Below are 20,937 nucleotides of genomic sequence, written 5' to 3'. Positions count from 1 at the left end.
TCCTCAGACTCTTGCCCTATAGGACAGCTCGGTGTAGATAGTGGATATGAATATGTATACCTGCTGTATCAGCGACATAAAGAGCACAAGCAGGAAAAGCATTATGAGCATTGCGGCAATTGTAAGAACTACCGCAAAAACGGTCTTGCCGAGTGAATACTGATGCACCGACTTCACAGCCGAAAACATAAGCAGCACCGTCCAGCCCGTGCCTATTATCTCCGCAAGCTGCATGAAAATGTATTCGTCACGTATGAGTATATGCGAAAGCCCCACATTTATGTAAAGCTGCACCACGTACGGTATAAGCGCATAGGCACTGTAAATACATATGTTTTTAAGAGTGCCCTCGCCGTCAAGGAGAGTACACACCGCCCAGTTACCGATGACCCATGCACCGAAGAGCACGAAGCTCCGCACGATATACGGAATAATATTGAAGGTCTTGTCATTGCTTATGAAAAACTGTGCGCCGTAAAGTCTGCCGCAGGCTATCTGTCCGAAAAATAGCAGAACTATGATACACATGGCTATCTTCACTGAGCCTGACTTTTTCCAGCGCATATCCTCAAAACCCTCGAAGGGGTGAGTTACTGCATACTTTACCCACTGCTTCTGAGTAAGATCCATCATGCCTGCTTCTCCTCCTTTTCCGATATATTGTCAGCAGCCGTACTTGCCCTGCGCTTTTTTCTGAATTTGCCGTAAGTTACAGATCCTGCTATAAGTATAACAAGTCCTGCGGCTATAGCTGTGAAATGCTCTCTCAGGAACTCTCTGCGGTAGCCCTCGAAAGCCTTATTGTATATGTCTCCTGCATCGGAGAGCTTTGCATACTTCATCGCACCCTTGTAGTCGCCCTTGCGGAGAAGTGCCGAAGCTATGCCAACATAAGCTCTGTAATAATTACCGTCACGTTTAAGAACGTCCTGCCACGGCTCAAGAGCTTCCTCGTAATATCCCGCATTATAAAGTGCAGCTGCTTTGTGAACTGCCTTGCCGAATGAAGTTTCCCTGAATATAGTAACTGTATCCTTTGAGGAGTCAAGTACATAGAGGTCATTGTCGAGGGACTCGATAGCCGCTGCATGGTCAAAGCCTCCTGTCTGCTTTGCAGCAGCACCTGTGATGAACAGCAGGTTACAGTCCTCGTCGTACTGAAAAACTCTGCCCGTCGTAAGATCAAGGCAGTTTATACAGCCGTCCTCGGCCACATCTATATCCACTATAGCAGGCGAAAGCACCTTGTTCTGGGAAGTATCGTAAACAGGCTTATAGTCGCCGAAAGACAGTTCAAGATCAGCGAAAATGTTCTTTCCTGCGGCGTTGAGCTTCTTAACGGTATCGGTAGTCTGTGTAGACGAAGAGGTACAGGTAAAAATAAAGTCACCGTCGATATCAAAGCTGGTAATACCTGTGGGAACTGTTCTTTTCCTGTTTGCCTTTTTCTCATCTGACATGAATATGCTTCTTATGTAGTTGCTGACTATCTTTGCAGTAGGCTCAACTCGGTTAGCTCCGTAAAAGCCCATAAAGCTGCCGTCAGGAGCGAACATAGCCGCACCTGTGGTTATATTGCTGAGAACTACGTAGACATTTCCTGCCTTGTCAGCGATCACCCTCTGCGGGAGAAATGTCCTTTTTCGGTCATATACCTCGGAATCCGGCTTCGTTATCATTCCCTGCACATTCCCGTCCTTATCAGAAATGAGTACACGGGCGTTGTCGCTGTCCGCAATATACATCAGGTCATTTTCAGCCGAAACATACACGCCCATAGGCTTATTCATGGGAGTTTCCGAGCCGTCGGGCATGGTGAAGCTGTCGTACACCTTTACAACGCTTTCAAAATCGGAGTTAACAGCTACTATACGGTTATTTCCTGTATCAGCGATATAGAAGATATGCTCATGATCGCAGAATATATCACTTGGGCTGTCAAAAGCACCCACACCGAGGTCATAGCCCGATACGGAACACTCCGCGGTAAAGCCTGCCTGCGAAGGCACAGCCTCGCCCCAGCGGTCGTAGTTATATGAGTCATAGGGCTCACCTGCGGCTGCTGAGACAGCTCCGAGAGAAGCAAGTGCAGCAAATGCAGCTGTTGCTGTGATACATCTTTTCAGTTTTGACTTCATTTGCTTCACTTCCTTCTGTAGGGACGCTCAATGGGCGTCCGCTGCGGTATTTTGATAATTCGGACGACCAATGGTCGTCCCTACAATTTTCAAATGTATTTCATACGGGCGCACACTGTGCGCCCCTACATACTGCTGTTTGTTATTTGCGGGCGAGCGGAACTCGCCCCTACAGTACAGCACCTGCAAATCTTATAATCATTATGGGCTAAAGGTTAAGGGCTTACTCCTTAATGCCCGAATGAGCCATAGTTTCGATGACTTGTCTCTGCGCAAGCATAAATATAATTATAGGCGGTATCAGCAGGAACACGGCTGCTGCCATTGCAACTCCTGCCCTTGCAAGTCCCGAAGCCGCCGCCTGACCAACTACAGTCGGCAGGGTCTTGTATTCTTCTTTAAACACTATAGAGCCTGTCTGGATATTCCATGCTCCCTGAAATGCGAATATGATAAGAGTCATAAGTGCAGGCTTCTGATTTGGCATTACCACCTGCCAGCATATACGGAAAAGTCCTGCTCCGTCCACCTTTGCCGCTTCTATCATGGAATCGGGCACCTGACTTATAGACTGGCGCATGAGAAAAAGTCCCATAGGCGAGGCTATAGCAGGGAAAATAAGTGCCATATAGGTATCTATCATGTGCATTTTAGCCATTACGATATACTGCATTATGTAGATAACGTTGCTCTGGTAGAGAAGTGCAACCACGATTATTCCGTTTATTATCTTTCCGCCGGGAAATTTGCACTTTGCCAGTACAAATGCTGCCATAGACGAGAAAAAGCATTGCAGCACTGTTACCGCAGCGGTAACAAAAACGCTGTTAAACACGTACCTCGAAAAAGGTACGCGGTTCTGATGCAGTACCCTGAACATATCCCTGAAATTGTCAAGGGTAGGACGAGCTGCATAAAGCTTAGGCGGGAACACAAAAAGCTCCTCTATGGGCTTTATGGACATAACGATCGTAAGATATATAGGCAGAGCCATAAAAAGTCCGAGTATAGCCAGAAGCAGGAATATAGCCACACTTCCCCATTTACGCCTGCCTGCCTGTCTGTTGGAAGCGTGAAGCTTCGCAGTATTTACCTGTGCCACAGCTTCGCCTCCTCAGTCCATATACTTGCCCAGCACTTTGTTTATGAGCTTGTTGCAGGCAAACATGGCAACAAAAAGCACCATGCATATCGCCGAGGCATAGCCCATTTCAAAACGCTGCCAGCCGTAATCAAATGCGTGTGTCATTATCGTATGAGCCTTGTAGTCCGTACTCGGGAAGCCTACAAGATTTTGCGCAACTGTACCTGCTGTGAAAGAGCTTACTATCTGCATCACAGCCGCAAACATGAGCTGAGGTCCCATTGAGGGTATGACTATGTATATGAGCTCCTGCCAGCGTGTGCGTATACCCTCGATAGCACCTGCTTCATACATGGAGCGGTCGATATTCTGAAAGCCTGCGCGGAGCGCAAGGAAGCCTGCTCCGAGAGATATCCACAGCTGTACAACTATAGTTACTCCGAGGACGTATCTTCCGTCCGTGAGCCACTGTACAGGCGAATTGATAATGCCGAGATTTATGAGGAAAGAGTTCACATAGCCGTTCATGTCCCCGCTGAATATTAGCTGCCAAACCGTATAGACATTAGCCATAGACGGAGCATAGAATATGAGCGTGAAAACTGTTTTCAGCTTCGGGTGCATCTCGTTTATGAGCCATGCCAGCAAAAAACACAGCACATAGCTTACAGGTCCCGTGAGCAGTGCGAAAACCAGTGTAACTCTTATGGACTTCATGAATATCTTGTCCGAAAGGAAGAGTGTGGTGAAATTTGAAAGTCCTACAAATTTCGGCGGCTGTACCATATTGAAATCAGTAAAGCCCATAGGAAGGGACATAACTACGGGGATTATGGTAAATACGATAAAGAATACCATAAACGGAGCTATCATGCCATAGCAGCCCTTATTTTTCTTTATTTCACGCCAAAGCTCGCCTTTGCCGCGCTTTTTTGATCCGACAGCCATTTTTCACACTCCCTTCTGTTTAGCCGTTAGCCATTAGCCGTTAGCTCATTGTAGGGACGCCCATCGGGCATCCATTTGAAACAAACGATATTCACAGCGGACGACCACTGGTCGTCCCTACATATTTTTTCGGAACGCCGAGGGCGGCGTTCCCTACAAATTAATCTAAACCCAGATTTTTGCGCTTTCGTGTTATTTCCTCGTTGATATCCCTGTTGTACCATATAAGCGTATCACGGGGATTTGCCTTTTCGTTGATAGTCTCTCTGAAAGCGTTCATAATATTTCGCGTAACAGCGTAGGACGCAGGTATTATCGGTATCTCCTCAAGCTCCTGCTGCTGTGCGCGGAGTCTTGCAAGCTCGTCCTCAGACCATGAGAGCTGTCCCAGTGCCTCAACGTTTGCTGTATCAAAACGTCCCATAGTACCGAGAAGTCCCTCTATCTGCGATGCATATTGCACCTGTGTATCAGTATCGGTGAACCACTTGATGAATTTCCATGCGTTTTCCTTGTTCTTTACCTTTTTGAATATAACAGCTCCTGCGCCGTTGGAATTAGCCGCATGAGAAACAGTTCCGTCTGCCCTTACGGTTGCAGGTACGGGACAGAAGTCCCAAAGCCCGCTTATTTCGGGAGATGCTGCCGTAAGCTGATTGAAAAAGGTGTAATTCGCAATAACTATGGGATACTCGCCTGTTCTGAACCTGCTGAAAGCATCATAGGTCTGCTCGAAGCTGTATTTTGTATAGAAATCCGTCCACTCCTCAAAGGACTGTACAGCCTCAATGGAATTGAACGTAGAAGCTGTCTGCTCCTCATTATAATAGTTAACGCCCTTTTGCAGCATCAGCATCGCAAAGGTATGCCCCGTTTCCGTTGCAGGAGATATGTTATTCGGCGGAAGAACAAGTCCAACCGACATATAATTTCTTTGCAGCGCAGGCAGCATATCTATGAGCTTTTCCCATGTCTCGGGAGGCGAAGTATATCCAAGCTCCGTGAGCACATCTTTCCTGTAGAACATCATGGGGAAGCTCTGACTTATAGGCAGTCCGTAGCAGCCGCCGTTGAAGCTGTACTGCGTCATAGCATTTCTCTGGAAACGCTGCTTTACGTCCTCATAGTCGTCAAACTGCGATATATCAACAAGTAAGTCTCTTGCGGCAAGGTTGACGGGGAACTCTCCCCCGAGGAATAATGCCACATCAGGACCTTTTCCTGCGAGTGAAGCCTCTACAACGCCGCCTGTCACAAGATTTACCGAGACAGGTATGCCTGTTTCCTGAGTAAACTGATTTTCCGTCATTTCCTTGACCACCTGAGCCTGATCGCGTCCCAGCGATACCCAAACTTCTATCGCGTCCTCTCCCGTAACATCGGAAAGAGTGGTATAGTCCTCAAAGAATGAGCCGATAAAGGCATCAAAGCCGAATTTCAGTGACTTGCCAAGCTTTTCCCTACAGCTTGTAAAATCGCGGTCAGCTGTTGCGAATTCGATATAGTCCACTTCAAGGGGCTGGTCACGGTTATCCCTGAGCCATGCGGAAAGTGATGTTATGCTGTCCTTTATCTGCGAAAGATAAGACGGTATCTTCAGCGGCTTGTCAACGCATTTATCCAGTATTACCGCCATATTTTCCAGTGCAGCAGCCTCAGAGCCGCTTGAATCCGAAAGTCTTTCTATGCCTTTCTGCACGTCTTTCAGCTCCGCGGAGATGCTCCTGAATTTATCCACTAATTCGGGTATCTTCTCATGTACGTAATAGTCCGTATACTTATCGGGAGAAGGACCCGTTATCATCAGTACCTTTCTGTAATAGGTATTGAGCTCGGATACATAGTCCTCAAGTCTGCGCAGATACTCGCTGATATCGCTTGGCACAGTCTCAAGGGTGATAGTGTGGTCTTTGCCGCCCTCAAGCCATATATATACATTATCACCGCCGCTTTTCGGACTTACCACAGACCAGTCTGTATCATAATGGAATTTCACGCTGTCAAGCTCGCTGCACGGTACTTCGCCGTCGATATATATGCGCCTTGCCGAACAGAAACCGCGTATCTGATCCTGTCGTGCCTTTATGCCTATCTTATACCAGCCGCCGCTGCCTACCTTGTCGGCAGGTATGTCCCATGTTGCCGACTGAAGCGCCTTGCGCCAGCTGCCGCTGCCTATGGTATTGTATACCACCTTGCAGGAATCTGAGGGTGATGCAAGGTAGCTCGTATTGTCATATGTTGGATAAAGAGTCGGATCAGACTTGTATACAGCCTTTTCTCCCTCTATCTTAAAGCTTGCGGAAGCTGTCTGTTCGGGAGCTGCGCTTGCTCCCACAGAAGCCTTATACTCACTGTATGACGGCAGTTTTTCGGGATTTCTGAAGCAAAGGCTCTCAATTGCAAGCTGTGCACGTTCTGAGCTGAGTTTAAGAGTATGCTTTCCCTTTTCAAGCGAGAAAAACAGCGGTTCGCTGAAAAGTCCGTCTCTGTCGCCGAAAAAGCATTTCTGCCACATCTCGGTCTGCACCTGCGTGGGTCTTACCTGATTTCCGCGGCTGTCGGTATATATATCCTTCTCGTTCACCCAGACTCTGCCGAGATAAAGCCTCGAAGCCGTATCATACGGTATCTCGCCGTCAAGCTCCATTTCAAGCTCTATTGAGGAGCTGCCGGAAATCATGGGGCAGTAGCTCACTTCAAGGGAATATGCCCCTGCCTCGGCAACTTCAAATTCATAAGTCACTTCGCCTGACGAGCTGTTCCACAGCAATACGCCGTTTCGGCTGTCACCGTCGCTGTCTGTATAGCTGCCCGATGAGAAATCCCCGTTTTCAACGGAAACAAAGCTGCTTCCTTTTATAAATATCTCATCATCGGGACGGATATCAGCTGAATGAAGGTCGTAATACTCGCTGAAAGTGGTCATATTCATGTCCGACTCATCTATATGATAGTAGTCATCGGCCATTGCCGCAGCAGTAGCTGCTGACGGCTCGCCAGCCTCCGCAGCCGCTTTAAGCACGCCTACAGAGCTTCCCGTAATAAAAATACAGGTCAGAAAAGCCGCTGCCGCAGCTCTGAAAGCCCTTTTCATTCAGTTTTCACCGCCTTTCATACGCTGAGTGACAAATAAAAAAGCGCAATCTCCCTGCGTTGGGAATTATGCGCACGGACAGCCGTTAAAGAGTTTGCCAAAACTGCATATATCCTTCAAAATCAGTATATCAAATTTATCGTTTATTGTCAAGAAATTCAATATTTCTGTATAATAAATAATATTTTTTACCATGCGTATTTTAGCTAAATTATCAATATTTTCAATAAGATTCAACAATTAGCATACTCATAAACTGTAAGTTATAACAAGAACTTTTACCTCATTGTTTTAATTTAATTCCCGAATTTCACGATTATTAAAAAACTGTAAAATCTTATCTACATTCTACTTTTTGTATTGACATTTGGCTCTATTTGTGCTATTATACAAGTGTAGAAAGAAGTAACAGTTTCACTACTCAACTCCATTTAATAAGGAGAGATATTCTTGGCAAATGTTCTTGAAGTAAAAGGACTGTCAAAGCAGTACACAAAAGTCCTCGCTGTTGATAAGATATCTTTTGAAATAGGTGAAGGAGAGATATTCGCTCTCATCGGTCCCAACGGCGCAGGCAAAACAACTACTATCAGAATGATATCAACACTGCTGAAGCCTACCGACGGTGACGCCATCGTGGCAGGTCACAGCGTTATAAAAGCTCCTGAAAAGGTCAGGGAATGTATCACTTACCTCCCCGACGAAGCAGGTGCATATAAACAGATGACAGGTATAAAGTACCTGAGATTCATGGCAGGTCTTTTCACGAGCGACATCGACGGGATAAACTCCTGTGTGGAACGTGCAAAGAATATCTGCGGACTCGGCGACAGGCTTAATGATAAGATCGGAAGCTACAGCCGCGGAATGATACGCAAGCTTCTCCTTGCAAGGGCTGTAATGACAAAGCCCAAGCTTGCAATTCTCGACGAGCCTACAAGCGGTCTTGACGTACTCAATGCTATCGAGATACGCAAGATGATAAAAAAGCTCGCGGAAGAAGAAGGAATGTCCTTCCTTCTCTCATCACACAATATGCTTGAGATAGAATTCGTTTCCGACCGCGTGGGTATAGTCTCAAAAGGACATCTCATGGTAACAGGCCGTACAGACGAGCTCAAGGAACGCTATAACGCGCCTAATCTCGAGGAAGTATTTGAAAGGGTGGTGAATGAGAATGAAGTTCATTAACCTCCTGAAAAAAGAACTTTCCGAGCTTATAAACGCTCAGATGGTATTCTCATTGTTATTTTCACTGGCAATATTTATTATAATGGGTAACGTTATGCAGTCTGTAACAGCTGAGATCAGCGAAGAGGCTTCTCACCCGAAAATAAATATCTGCGACCTTGATAATACCGACTTCACCAACGCTATGCTGGATTCATTCATAACAGAAGGCTCAAATGTCAAGATAGTATCTGTTAAAAATGATGATTACGCAGCACCGTTCAGCGGAAGCAATATGAAAAGCTACGTTGTTATCCCCAAGGGGTTTACCGATGAAATAAAAAACGGCAAAAAACCTGAGGTCATCTCCGTTAGCAAAATAAAATCAGCTTCCACATTAAGCGGATTCACAGGCGGTACAGACGGTACGACTTCTCTTATAAATTCGTATATATCCTATGAGCTTGCAGAACAGCAGGGCGTTTCGGAAGATAACCTGAAGATCATCGAAGCTCCTCTGAAAATATCAGAGCAGACCGTTGTAGCCGATAAAACAGCAAAAGTATCGAGCACCACTATACTGGGTAAGATATCAACACAGAATATGATACTTCCTATCATCGTTCTTGTGCTCCTGATGCTTACTTCTCAGTCGCTCATTGCTTCAATATCAAATGAAAAGATAGACAAGACCCTCGAAACTCTCCTTTCCACCCCTGTAACACGAGGATCTGTTATAACAGCCAAAATGCTTGCAGCAGCAATAGTTGCTCTCATAAACGCAGGCGTAATGATGATCGGCTTCTCAGTATACACCAAAGGAATGACAAGCGCTGTCACAAGCGATCTCGGGATAACAGAAACAGTTACCAAATCGTTATCCGCCGATGACGCTTTCAGACAGTTAGGTCTCAACCTTTCCGCTGTAGATTATGCACTGGTAGGAGTTCAGCTCTTCCTTACAATTATGATATGCCTTGCGATATCAATTATCCTCGGCGCACTTGTCAATGACTCAAAGTCAGCACAGACAATGCTCCTGCCGATAATGATGATGGTAATGATACCGTGGCTCATATCAGTATTCACAGATGTGAATACACTTCCTACAGCAGCAAGGCTTATCGTGTATGCGATACCTTTTACTCACACATTTACCGCGATACCAAACCTTATGTTCGGAAATATGACAGAATTCTGGATAGGTTTAGGATATCAGTTCGTAATATTCATTATCGTGATGTTCTTTGCATTAAAGCTTTTCAAGTCAGACAAGATACTCACGATATCTCTGAACTTCGGTCAGAAGTCCAGATTCAAAAAATCAAGAAAAACCACTGAGGATTGAGCCTCTTCCCTTTCCCCATGAAAAGACGCAGCAGTTTCGTTAGCACCGAAGCCGCTGCGTTTTTTGTTATATATGCAATATCCTCATAAAAAGTAAAAAGCTATGCACGAAGCATAGCCAAGAAAAATGAAATGAATAAATATAGAAGGGGAATTGGGGGATTACTTAATCCACTAATAATATACCAATCCAACCTTAAAATAATCTTAAAGTTATCTTAAATTTTCCTAAAATTATTTCATTGTATAAGCTGTCTCAAGAGCTATCTCCATCATGTCACGGAAGGTGGTCTGTCTCTCCTCAGCAGTTGTGGAAAGTCCTTTCAGCGGACAGTCTGATACCGTAAGTATACACAGCGCATTCTTCCCTGCCCTTGCAGCGTTCATATAAAGCGCAGCTGCCTCCATTTCTATGGCAAGCACATTCATCTTCTGCCAGTCTGCAAGGCTGTCTGCGTCATCATAGAAGGTATCGCTTGAAAGTATATTTCCCACATGGAAGCTGCTTCCCTTAGCCTCAGCTGCCTTTACAGCAGCCGAAAGCAGGCTCCATGAAGCTGTTGGTGCATAAGTCCCCGGTAGTCTGTACTGTGAAGCATAAGCAGAATTGGTGCTTGCACTCATTCCTATAACTACATCTCGAAGCTGTACGCTGTCCGCAACAGCTCCTGCGGTACCTACTCTGATAATATTCTCAACGCCGTACTCATTGAAAAGCTCCCATGAATATATACCTATAGAAGGCATACCCATGCCGCTGCCCTGTACGGATACGGGAACGCCCCTGTAAGTACCCGTATATCCGAGCATACCTCTTACCTCGTTATAGCATACGGTGTTTTCAAGGTAATTCTCGGCAATGAATTTGGCTCTCAGCGGATCTCCGGGCATGAGAACTGTTTTAGCGATATCGCCTTTTTTGGCATTGTTGTGTGGTGTCGGCATATTTAGCCCTCCTTTTATTTTGTGATATGAGTTAACGGTATATCAGCTTCTCTTGAGAAGCTTATTTACCGTAATAAGAAGCGACTTGTAATTCATAGCAGTTACAGCTGCTGCAAAAACAAGCGCACCGAATATATAGTACTTGACCTCTGTCATCATTACAGCACACATCAGAAGCAGCAGTGCTGTATTCAAAAGGTTCTTGCCTCCGTTAAAACGGAACGGTACATAATATCTTGCATCTATGATACGTGCCCAGAAGCAGATAAGATAACTGAGCAGAGTTGCTAATGCTGCTCCGTTTATGCCCCATATCGGTATGAGGAAATAGTTCATGGGGATATTTACGAGGCAGGCTGCAAGAGCCGTATAGCATGAGTTTTTAGGGTGCTTTGTAGCCGAATAGATACTGCCGAGAAACTGATTTAAGCTCATGAACAGTACAGCAACTATCAGTATAGGAGTATAGAGGTATACGGTCGAGTATTCCGAATATGTGCTCGACACCATAAATATTGAGGTAACAGGCTTTATAAGGAGAAGAAGTCCTGCTGACGCAATGAACAGCATTGCTTCATATGCGGAATATACCTTTTCGTAAAACTTGTTTCTGTCCGCTGATGAATTTTCATTTATGGCAGACATACTCCATGCCTGATAGAATATAGTCGATACCATTGAGATAAGATTTGGTATTACGTTTGCACAGTCGTAGATACCGACAGCGGATTTTCCAAGCTCATGGTAATCACTGTGCATCTTATTGATGAAAAGTCTGTCGGAAAGGCTTGTTATGGTCCACATTACTATTGTTGGAATAAACGGTCCTGCAAACCTTAACATCTCTCCTGCAAGCTCTTTATTGAAATAACGTATGCCTGTGTATCTCTTCAGCTTTGCGGCAGAAAAAAGGAACACTATCGAGCACAGGTCTGAGAATATAGTCGCAAGCATGAAGCCCTTTACGCCCCAGTGCAGTACGGATATAAATATGACATTGAATATCAGCAATGTAAGGACTGCAAAGATACCGTCTATGGAGAAAAGCTTGACCTTATCAAGTGCGCGGACGAACTGCTGACACAGCATACGGAAAGACGATGTTATAACGTATACTATAAGCAGCAGCGAATACCCCTTTACAAAGTCCAGCGCGGGAACAGCGGCAAGAAGCGGCATTACTATCGCCATAAGCAGCATTCCCGCTGTAGTCATTACAGCAGATGTATTGAACACCTGTCGCTTGTCATATTCCTTATCAAGTCCGAAACGGATAAGATACTCCTGCAAAGCGAAAGTGAAAATTGGCTGCAAAAACAGAGCCATTGTGACGAGGAGTCCCTTTATTCCGAGATTATGAGAGCTTAAATTGGCTGTATAAAGTCGATTGAGCAGTAAAACAAGTATTTTTGAGCCAAAAGTTCCAATGGCAAAAATGCCCGTATTAAAGACCAGTTTTTTATATTTATTCATTTTTAACACTCCGAAAAATATTATACGCTATTATTATATCATATTAATTTTAAAATAGCAACAATCGCGGAATAATAGTTCAAGTTTTTCATTAATTTTACGCGAAAAAGGGTGCAGCGTCACGCTGCTTATATCATATTAATTTTAAAATAGCAACAATCGCGGCATAATAGTTCAAGTTTTTCATTAGTCAAACAAAAAAGCTCCCTTCTCAGGAAGCTTAAAGAGGCGGTGCAAGTACATTAAAGAAATTCCTTACAATAAAGAAAACAAGAAACATTCCCAATACAGTCCACCATAGCCACTTTTTCCGCGGAAAAAGCTTTACCCTGTCGTTCCATATGCCTATGACTGTCTCAGCATACAGCAGAAGAGCCATAAACCCAAGAAAAGGTATGGTCGGATTGTATCTTACCGCACGCCACAGCTGACCGTGCAGAAGCGCATTAACGCTTCTTGTATTGCCGCAGCCCGTACACCATAATCCCGTAAGCTTATGTATAGAACATTCGGGCAGCAGATGTGATGCTTCTGTTACTGAATCCCTGAATATATATATCATTGCAGCTGCACACGGAAACAAAATCGCTGCCATTATCCTTACACGTTTGCTCATATTTCACCCTTGTAATTCTTAATTGATAAGACAAGTATATCATTCCTGCTTTTTATTGTCAACACTCAGAAAAGGAAAAGGCTCTGCCAAAAAAGGCAGAGCCAAAAATTAAGGAGGTTGTATTTATATACGAAAATATCTGTATATCATTTATTATGTGCCGCCAAAGCTCTGTCAGCTCTGCTCACTTACAAGAAGTGATATACGGCTCTGTAAAAGCTCGATGACCTCGTCTGCTTTCTTCTCACCCTTGAGGTAAGCCATGAGCTCTTCTTCAAGTATCATTCCTACATCAGGATCAATAGACTCGCTTACCTGTGTTGTGTTCTTGATATAATCTACGATAAAGTCTTTTTCCTCAACTGTAAGAGGATCTATCTTTACTTCCTTACCGTCCGCTCCGTGATAAGTGAGATCCTGCTCAACTTCCTTGCCGTTCTCGTCCTTGTAAGTAGGCTTCTTCAAGCTCTTTTCAGCCATCTTATCAAATGCAGACTTGAGTGAAGGGAAACCGTAAATTGCTACGCCGTTTTCTTCATCAACAGAATCGTTAAAGCAGCTCTTTATAAGCTCCCAGCATTCGTCCTTGTTTTCGGAATTTGAAAGAATGGCAAAGCTCTGACTAAATCCTAATACACTACCCTTACCGGTTGAAGAAGGGAAACCTACAAATGAAATGTCTCCTTCAAATTCGCCCTTGAGTTGTTCTGTATAATCCGTAAAGTTGTTTATATACATATCCTGAAGAAGCACTTTATTCTCCTTGATGTTGTTGCCGCCGAAGAAGTCCTGCATTGCTGTCTCGTCCTCCCAGTCAATAACATCATCCTGTGAAGGGAACTGATCTATGAAAGCAATGAGCTTTCTGAAATCAGGAGTATCGAAATTGCAGGTGCCCTTTTCGTAGTCTATAACGTCTCCAAGTGCTGAGAGAACCATCATAAGCATTGATTCCTTACAATCAAGTGAAGTAAATCTCATACCATCAGGGAGATTATTGTATGCGTCTATCATCTCGTCAACTGTCCAGTTTTCCTTATCACAGTTTGACTTCTTTGCAGCCAGTGTCTCTATATAGAATGAAGGTGTGATAGAATAGAGCTTTCCGCCAGCCTCACAAGCAGCCAGTACGTTAGGCATGATATCTTCCTTGCTGATATCGGGATCCTTATCCAGCATATTATAAAGGTCCTCAAAGAGTCCCTTCTTATAGAGGCTGTCGATAATTCCGCGGTTATTCGCAACGATCATATCAGGAGCCTTTCCTGAAACGATGTCCTTCTTGAGCTGTCCTTCACCTGTATTGTTGTACTTCTCTGCATCACTATCATAATCGTCATACTTGCTGTAATCTTCGATCTTGAATCTTACGCCGTCATGTGATTTATTGAATGAGGATACCTTGCCCTTGATCTGCCAGTCATCATAAAGTACACCGATAGTGATGATCTTTGTATTTTCAAGCTCTGAAGCATCACGCTTTGTAAGTCTGTAAAGACCGCTTTCGCTTTCATTTGAATAATCACTGTACCAGATTATGAACTCGCCGTTCTCAACAGGTATGAATGAGTTGACATATCCTTCACCCATATCAGAGTCTACCCAGTTAATGAGCTCGGTTGACTTTCCGTCCTTGTCTATACCAACGATACCCTTGCCTGTTGATGCAAAGAACTTATAATCATCATTGCCTGGGAACAGGCTGTTTATACCTGTGTTTCCAACATCATCAAGCTTTAATGAATCGCCTGTTTCACTTAATGTTTCCATGTCAAGGAACTTTATTGCCTCACCGTCGCTTGCATATCCAATAACAGCAAGTGTGCCGTCACCCATAGCAGACATATTGTTTATCCAGTTCATATCATTGACCTTGACCTCATCGCCTAAAGTACCGTCAGCGTTTATTACAACATACTGATCGCTGCTTGTACCGTAAACCGAAAGAATTGCTTTACCGCCGCCGCATGGGTAGAAATTACCTATGTTTAATCTGCTTTCGTCATCTTCATATTTGTCAAGGCCCTTGATCTCATTCTCGGAAGTAACCTTTCCGTCAAGATCAACAGTATATATCTTGTATGTCTGCTTAACATTTTTATAGAATTCTTCAAAATCGAAACTCTGATAATCAAAATCAGGATCCTCAAAATCAGGCTTTTCCTGATCGCCGTAATCAGAAAATGTTGCCATTACCATTATGTCGCCGTCAGGTGTATATACAGAATTCAAATTGACTTCTTCATCTTCCTTGATGCCAAGATCGACCTTTATCTCATCGAAAGATGTCATAGCAGAATCTGCAATATAGAATGACGGTGATGAGCTTCCATAGCTTGCTGCACTGATAAAGATACGTCCGTCATCAAGCTTTTTCATATCTGAGACATCATTTAATTCAACATCTGTGTCGATGCTTACTGCGCGGTAAGAAGCAGCCATAAGCTCCTGAGCTGTTTTTTTCTCGCCCTTGCTGCTGTCCTCCTTCTTACCGCAGGAAGCTGCTGAACCTGCTATTACGGCAAGTGCTGCGGTCAATGCTGTAATACGTTTTGAAAAACTTTTTTCCATAATATTCCCTCATTTCAGATTTTTATAAATACTTTCTTTTGTTTGCCTCTGCTTTTTTGCTTCAGCTTTCTTTTTCTGTGGTCTGTAATACAGTCTTTGCTTTTTTGCTTGTCAGTTTGCTCCACTTTACCGAAACATAATCAGCAAAAGCTTTTTTCAGACCGGCTTTTTTTCTATTATATAACTTGAATGCCTTTATTAACAGGACAGCCAATGTTATAATCGGGATAAGCAGGAGGAGCCTTCGCCCTCCATAGATAAATGAAAGCCTGATATCGGTTATTCTCGAAGCGTTCTCCCAGTAGGGATAAACAACACTTCCTTTTCCGACAACAAGATCTTCTATATTTTTCAGAGCCTTGACCCTTGTTTTGGGCTCAAAGCGGGTTTTGTTATTTACTATGCTCAACTCGCCGTCATATTTTTTTTCAAAATGTTTCTTAACTACCGTATATGTGAAATTTTCAACGGGATCGGGCGATATGAACTCACAGCAGGTGACTCTGGTAAGTTTAGAACTGCCGCCTTCACCGCTGTTTTCGCCGAATATGAGCTCGGCTGCATCATAGGTTATATATGCTTTAGGAGTCTTTCCTATGCATTTTTCTTCGGCTTTTGTATCAGGAAGATCTATTACTCCCATAACAAAAAGCTTAACGTTATTTACATATATATTCTTTCCTATTATATCGTCAGAGCCGTAAAGGTTCCACGCTACCTGACGGTCAATAACAGCACCGTTCTTCATAAGATCATCATCCTTGAAGAAAGCTCCTTTGCGCAGTCTGAACTGTCTGAACAGGAAGAAGTCTCCTCCAACAGCTGTTATGTCTGTCTCTGAAATTCCTGATCTGTCGCAGCTCAGGGTAGCGCTGCCGACAAGGGTACTGTAAGCAAAAGCTACAAGCTTCTGATTATCTTCACGAGTTATGGAAGCTTTTGCAAGCTGGTTATAGAAGTCTATGTTAATCTCTTCTACGCCCTTAGTGGTAAAGCCTGCTTCCTTGCTGAAATAACAGCTTACCTGTCCGTAATTGCTTTTGCTTCCGTTTCTCCAGCGCTCTGACGCGTAATTGTATCTCTGAGCCTTTGCAGCAGAGCTGCCCACTGCGGTGAGTATTATTGCTCCTGCTACAGCAACTGCATTGACTGCCGCTATGATCTTATGTCTCAGCTTTATTTTTGGTATCATAAGGTCCACCACCTTATTTATCCTTCATACGGACCTGATCACCCGGATCGAAAGGCTTGCTTGACGCTGTTATAATGTAATCGCCTCTGGAAATTCCGCCTGAAACTGCATAAGATGAAGTATCCTGTGCCTCTATGTTTACATTGACCTTCTCAGCATAGTAACGGTTGCCGAGAGGAGTATTCTTTGAACGGACTGTATAAACGACGTGACTGTCGCCAAGATCGTAAACAGCGCCTCTCGGAACTATAGCGTCATATGTTCCGCTGCCAAGAGGTATTGCAAGATCAAGGCTTTCACCGGTTTCAACATCTCCTGTGACTGAGAATACAAGCTCCTTCATTTTCGGATTTGATGCATCGTTCTTTATCTCTGTAAGAACAGCCTCAACATCGCCGCCATAGTGGTTAACGACCTCAGCCTCCATCCCCTTCTTGATCTTCTTTATATTTTCATTCTCAACTGATACCTTTACGGTAAAGCCGTCATCAACAAGATCGATAACTGCAAGCGGTTCACCATCTGTAGTCGTTGCATCGGGCTGAACATTTATTGAACTTACAACACCTGAATACTTTGACTTAACTTCGGTAGTCTTGGCTTCCTTCTTCAACTTGTCAACCTTTTCCTGCTGCTTGTCAATAGCCTTTTTCTTCGACTCAAGATCAAGTGTGTTCTTTTTGTCGGTAATGGTTGCCTTCTGCTTAGTTTTGTTGAGAGTTATGATAAGCCCTTCAAGGGTGTTCTGCTTCTGAAGCACTGCATCAGCGAGCGAATCATAGCTTTCCAAACCTTCCTTGCCGGATGATGCTTCATAATCTGCTACCTTGTTGGTAAGATCATTTATAGGATCTTCAAGCTCTGAAAGCTGTGAATTCACATCTTCACGTATTTTATCCTTTTCCTCATTGTAAGCTTTTTCTGCCTCTTCTCTTGCAGCCTGCTTTGCTTCACGCTCTTCCTTTAAAGGCTCAGCGTCTGCACCCGGAGTTCCGAGAGCTGTCTGATATGCCTCAGATGCACTCTTGTACTCAGCGTCGGCAAACTGAAAAGCATTTAATAAATTCGGAAGCTCACCCAGATATTCATAAGGCGCCTCATCAAAGCTATCCGTGCGTAAAGCCTTGACAACTGAATCAAGCTTTGACTGCTGTGCTGTAAGCTTTGCAAGCTCAGCCTTGTTTGAGACGTATTCCGATTTTGCATAAGAAGCATTTGCTTCTCTGACCTTTGCTGCATCACGCTTTGCAATGGCTGCATTGAGATCGTCGCGAGCCTCTTTTATTTTCTGATTTTCCTCTGAATAATCCACAGGATCTTGAAGAAGAGCTGTTTCATAATCAAGCTTTGCCTTGTCAAGATCAGCTTCTGCTGCTTCAAGCTTTTCATTGGATACTGCATTTATAGTAAAGAGAACATCGTCCTTTTTGACTTCCTGTCCCTTTTTAATATGTATCTTCTCAACTACTCTGTTGCCTTCAACGGTAACATTGTAAGCCTGATTAGCCTCTACCGTGCCTCTTTTTTCAAGACGCTCGGTAAGCTTTCCCGATGCAACTGTCTCTGTTGTTATCTCAGGGAGAGCTCTGTTCATTATTGTATTTGAGAAGAATGTAAGCAGCAGCATTATCACAAGGAAGATGATAATGAGCGTCTTTATCAGATCTCTTCTTTTTTCAGGCGACATTTTTTCTTTTTCTTCGCCCGCAAGCTTTATATCCTTAACTTCTTTTGTCTCATTCATATATTAATTACTCCTTCTGAGAGAATAGCTCTGACAACTGTTCTTATATGATATTGGATTTTTTTCAACTTTTCATCAACTCAGCCCTTGATACCTCCCGAATAGGTTATACCCTCAACGAGGTAATCCTCTCCGTAAAGGAACATGAGCACAGTAGGTATCATATACACTGTTCCTACAGCAAAGGCAAGTCCTATATCTCCTGTATTTATTTGTGACAGGAATACCGAAAGCGGATGAAGTGTGTTTTCCTTCATAAGTACAAGAGGCTGTTCGACCATGTTCCAGTAATCAATGAATACCAGCATAGCTATAGAGGCTATTGCGCCTTTGCAAAGAGGTACATATATCTTGGTGAGTATCCTGAACTCTCCTGCACCGTCAAGCTTTGCAGCCTCAACATATGAAACAGGTATACGCCTCATTACCTTTGTGAGCAGGAATATACTGAACGGCGAGAATATGGCAGGAAGTATGATAGCCTTTCTCGTGTCGAGCATATTGAATTTATCCGCTACGAGGAAATTAGGTACAAGAGTTACCTGATAAGGCATTATCATAAGTATAATGTATGCAAAAAAGATAATGCTCTTGAATTTGTTCGGGTATCTCGAAAAGCCATATGACGTAAGTATTGCAACGAGCATCTGAAAAACCGTTATCGGTACTGTAAGCATTACCGAATTCCAGAATTTAAGAAGATAATCCGAATTCTGTATCAGTACTGCTTTATACTGATCGAAGGTGACCTTGTCGGGAATAAACTTAAGATTGACATTATTTGATATGAATGTCTTTTTATTCTCAGTCATATTCGAGAACATCGCACCGTAATTGGCAGATATCTCGTTTGAAGTCATAAACGAATTTGCTATGGTGAGAATTGTCGGGAACAGGAACAATACCGCAACAAGCAGAATAAATACAAATACTATGATATCAAATATCTTTCTGCGCGCCTTTATCCCCGGTGTAGGTACTTTGAAGCTCATCAGTTCTCCACATCCTTTCCGAAGATATTCTCAACGATGAGGAGTATAGCCATTATGACTATCATAACAAGCGCAAAGAGTACAGCCGCTGCCGAAAGCTTCTGATAATCCAGACTGTTGAAGGTATTGTTCATAAAGTGCTGGAGCATATAAAGCTTATCCTGCGGATAATTGCCTGTAAGCAGGTATACCTCTCTGAATATCTTGAATGAGTTTATCATCGAAAGTATAAGCACGAAAAGTATCGTAGGCGAAAGGTACCTGAGCTTGATATGTACGAATTTGTAAAAGCCGCTTGCGCCCTCAAGGTCGGCTACCTCGATTATATCACGGGGTATGGCGCAAAGTGCCGACATGAACAGTATCATGTTATATCCCAGATTTTTCCAAAGGAACATACATATTATAATTATCTGTCCGTATGGAGATTTTATCCAGTCAACTCCGTGTCCGCCGCAGGACTCTATTATCTGATTTATGGTTCCGTGATTATGGAAAAGCACCTGCCACACAAGAACTACCGATGCAGTCGGAACCATGAGCGGACTCAGGAAAAATGTTCTGAATATACTTTTTCCCGGTATATTTCTCTCAAGAAGCATCGCAAGTCCAAGAGAAAGTATTACCGAAAGCGGCACCGAAACAAGTGAGAAGAACGCTGTATTCTTTACTGCCTTTGTAAACGCCGCATTACTGAAGAGCTTTGTATAATTTTCAAGCCCCACAAACTCTTTCAGTACAGGGTTGTTGATTAGAGAATAGTATATTACTATGCAGAACGGAACAAGAAAGAACATCATTACGCCCAGAAAGCTCGGCATTATACAGACATTGCTGAAAATGCGCTCGCCTCTTCTTCCGCACTGATCTTTTGGATTTTTTTTCATTTGAATACAACCTCACAAAAAATCTTTTGTCCTGAAAACATCTTCCCCTCTTCTTATCGGGTCTGTATATATTAGTGTATTAAATGCCCCAAAAAGACGACAGAAAGATATATTATTTTATTTTAACTCGATCAAGCCTGCACCTGACCGCACATTACCCCCTCCATTTCATGAAAAATACCCCAAGTATGCTCCCTATTATCATACTCCGCATTTTCAGCCCTTATGTCTGCACGAATATCTGCTACTGCACATTATAAAACAACTGAAGCAGTATTTTTTATGCACAGATATAAAAAAATTTAAGCAGTCATCAAAACCGAAACAATATCTCTCAGTTATTTATAATATAACATTGACAAAGGTTTGTCAAGTTAATATCACTAATTTTTTATTTTCTTAATGAAATCTTAATCTTTTTCAAGACATTGCAGCTTATGTAAATAATTTTTGTATCATATTCTAATACTTCATTTCTGTTTTTCAAAGTATGATGCTATTATACAACCTCTGCATGACATTAACGTGACTTTTAAATTACAAATTCGTCACTTTTCTGTCAATTTAAATTTCTCTATAATATAAGACGCAATTTTTTGCCGTTTTGTGACATATTTTTTTACTTCACAGCATTTAATCAGCATTTTGTCTCCTGAATCACTGTGCCGGACAAAAAAATTAGTCAATATGACTTTTTTTCAATTATGCTATTGACATTCAGCTTAGAATGTGA

The 20,937-nt window shown here is 43.2% G+C and carries 15 protein-coding genes; 2 read left to right on the top strand and 13 right to left on the bottom strand.

Features of this window, described 5'->3' with window-relative positions:
- Nucleotides 1-3: 3 nt before the first annotated feature.
- The 5 genes from L870_RS0109275 to L870_RS17195 form a co-directional block, all read right to left on the bottom strand.
- Nucleotides 4-633, bottom strand: coding sequence for a Yip1 family protein (locus tag L870_RS0109275; RefSeq protein ID WP_028517918.1), 630 nt, complete (start codon nucleotides 631-633; stop codon nucleotides 4-6).
- Nucleotides 630-2,138, bottom strand: coding sequence for a hypothetical protein (locus tag L870_RS0109270; protein ID WP_028517917.1), 1,509 nt, complete (start codon nucleotides 2,136-2,138; stop codon nucleotides 630-632). Before L870_RS0109270 ends, L870_RS0109275 begins: the two co-directional genes overlap by 4 nt.
- Nucleotides 2,139-2,361: 223 nt before the next feature.
- Nucleotides 2,362-3,240 (bottom strand): carbohydrate ABC transporter permease, encoded by an 879-nt coding sequence (locus L870_RS0109265; protein WP_028517916.1) that lies wholly within the window; start codon nucleotides 3,238-3,240, stop codon nucleotides 2,362-2,364.
- A 12-nt stretch (nucleotides 3,241-3,252) separates the two neighbouring features.
- Nucleotides 3,253-4,170 carry a carbohydrate ABC transporter permease gene (locus L870_RS0109260; protein WP_037271693.1) on the bottom strand — a complete coding sequence of 306 codons (918 nt, stop codon included), beginning with the start codon at nucleotides 4,168-4,170 and terminating at the stop codon, nucleotides 3,253-3,255.
- 160 nt (nucleotides 4,171-4,330) lie between these two features.
- The gene (locus tag L870_RS17195) at nucleotides 4,331-7,267 is read right to left on the bottom strand and encodes an extracellular solute-binding protein (protein ID WP_080676402.1); all 2,937 of its coding nucleotides are present in this window, start codon (nucleotides 7,265-7,267) and stop codon (nucleotides 4,331-4,333) included.
- Between the two features lie 450 nt (nucleotides 7,268-7,717).
- Here L870_RS17195 and L870_RS0109250 point away from each other — a divergent pair, with 450 nt between their 5' ends.
- Together L870_RS0109250 and L870_RS0109245 are read left to right on the top strand one after the other, a co-directional pair.
- Complete coding sequence (locus L870_RS0109250) at nucleotides 7,718-8,458, top strand: ABC transporter ATP-binding protein (RefSeq protein WP_028517914.1); 741 nt, start codon at nucleotides 7,718-7,720, stop codon at nucleotides 8,456-8,458.
- Nucleotides 8,445-9,785: an ABC transporter permease gene (locus L870_RS0109245; RefSeq protein ID WP_028517913.1), complete on the top strand. Its 1,341-nt coding sequence runs from the start codon at nucleotides 8,445-8,447 to the stop codon at nucleotides 9,783-9,785. Before L870_RS0109250 ends, L870_RS0109245 begins: the two co-directional genes overlap by 14 nt.
- Nucleotides 9,786-10,018: 233 nt before the next feature.
- Here the strand turns inward: L870_RS0109245 and deoD are convergent, their stop codons facing one another.
- From deoD to L870_RS0109205, 8 genes are all read right to left on the bottom strand, one after another.
- Nucleotides 10,019-10,729 carry a purine-nucleoside phosphorylase gene (gene deoD / locus L870_RS0109240; protein WP_028517912.1) on the bottom strand — a complete coding sequence of 237 codons (711 nt, stop codon included), beginning with the start codon at nucleotides 10,727-10,729 and terminating at the stop codon, nucleotides 10,019-10,021.
- Between the two features lie 42 nt (nucleotides 10,730-10,771).
- Complete coding sequence (locus L870_RS0109235; protein ID WP_028517911.1) at nucleotides 10,772-12,202, bottom strand: MATE family efflux transporter; 1,431 nt, start codon at nucleotides 12,200-12,202, stop codon at nucleotides 10,772-10,774.
- A 220-nt stretch (nucleotides 12,203-12,422) separates the two neighbouring features.
- Nucleotides 12,423-12,818, bottom strand: a complete 396-nt coding sequence (locus L870_RS17190) for a DUF2752 domain-containing protein (RefSeq protein ID WP_051411484.1) — start codon at nucleotides 12,816-12,818, stop codon at nucleotides 12,423-12,425.
- A gap of 174 nt (nucleotides 12,819-12,992) precedes the next feature.
- Nucleotides 12,993-15,389, bottom strand: a complete 2,397-nt coding sequence (locus tag L870_RS0109225; RefSeq protein ID WP_028517910.1) for an ABC transporter substrate-binding protein — start codon at nucleotides 15,387-15,389, stop codon at nucleotides 12,993-12,995.
- Nucleotides 15,390-15,450: 61 nt separating this feature from the next.
- Nucleotides 15,451-16,581 carry an ABC transporter permease gene (locus tag L870_RS0109220; protein ID WP_028517909.1) on the bottom strand — a complete coding sequence of 377 codons (1,131 nt, stop codon included), beginning with the start codon at nucleotides 16,579-16,581 and terminating at the stop codon, nucleotides 15,451-15,453.
- Between the two features lie 13 nt (nucleotides 16,582-16,594).
- Nucleotides 16,595-18,325 (bottom strand): HlyD family efflux transporter periplasmic adaptor subunit, encoded by a 1,731-nt coding sequence (locus tag L870_RS0109215; protein WP_028517908.1) that lies wholly within the window; start codon nucleotides 18,323-18,325, stop codon nucleotides 16,595-16,597.
- 80 nt (nucleotides 18,326-18,405) lie between these two features.
- On the bottom strand, nucleotides 18,406-19,317 hold the full coding sequence (locus L870_RS0109210) for a carbohydrate ABC transporter permease (protein WP_051411483.1): 912 nt from the start codon (nucleotides 19,315-19,317) through the stop codon (nucleotides 18,406-18,408).
- Nucleotides 19,317-20,204: a carbohydrate ABC transporter permease gene (locus L870_RS0109205; protein ID WP_028517906.1), complete on the bottom strand. Its 888-nt coding sequence runs from the start codon at nucleotides 20,202-20,204 to the stop codon at nucleotides 19,317-19,319. The genes L870_RS0109210 and L870_RS0109205 overlap by 1 nt, the downstream gene beginning before the upstream one ends.
- Nucleotides 20,205-20,937: the final 733 nt, after the last annotated feature.

This window comes from Ruminococcus flavefaciens ATCC 19208, from assembly GCF_000518765.1.
Taxonomy (GTDB): domain Bacteria; phylum Bacillota; class Clostridia; order Oscillospirales; family Ruminococcaceae; genus Ruminococcus; species Ruminococcus flavefaciens.
Note: the sequence above shows the minus strand (reverse complement) of the source record. Positions and strands in the feature narration are given on the sequence as shown.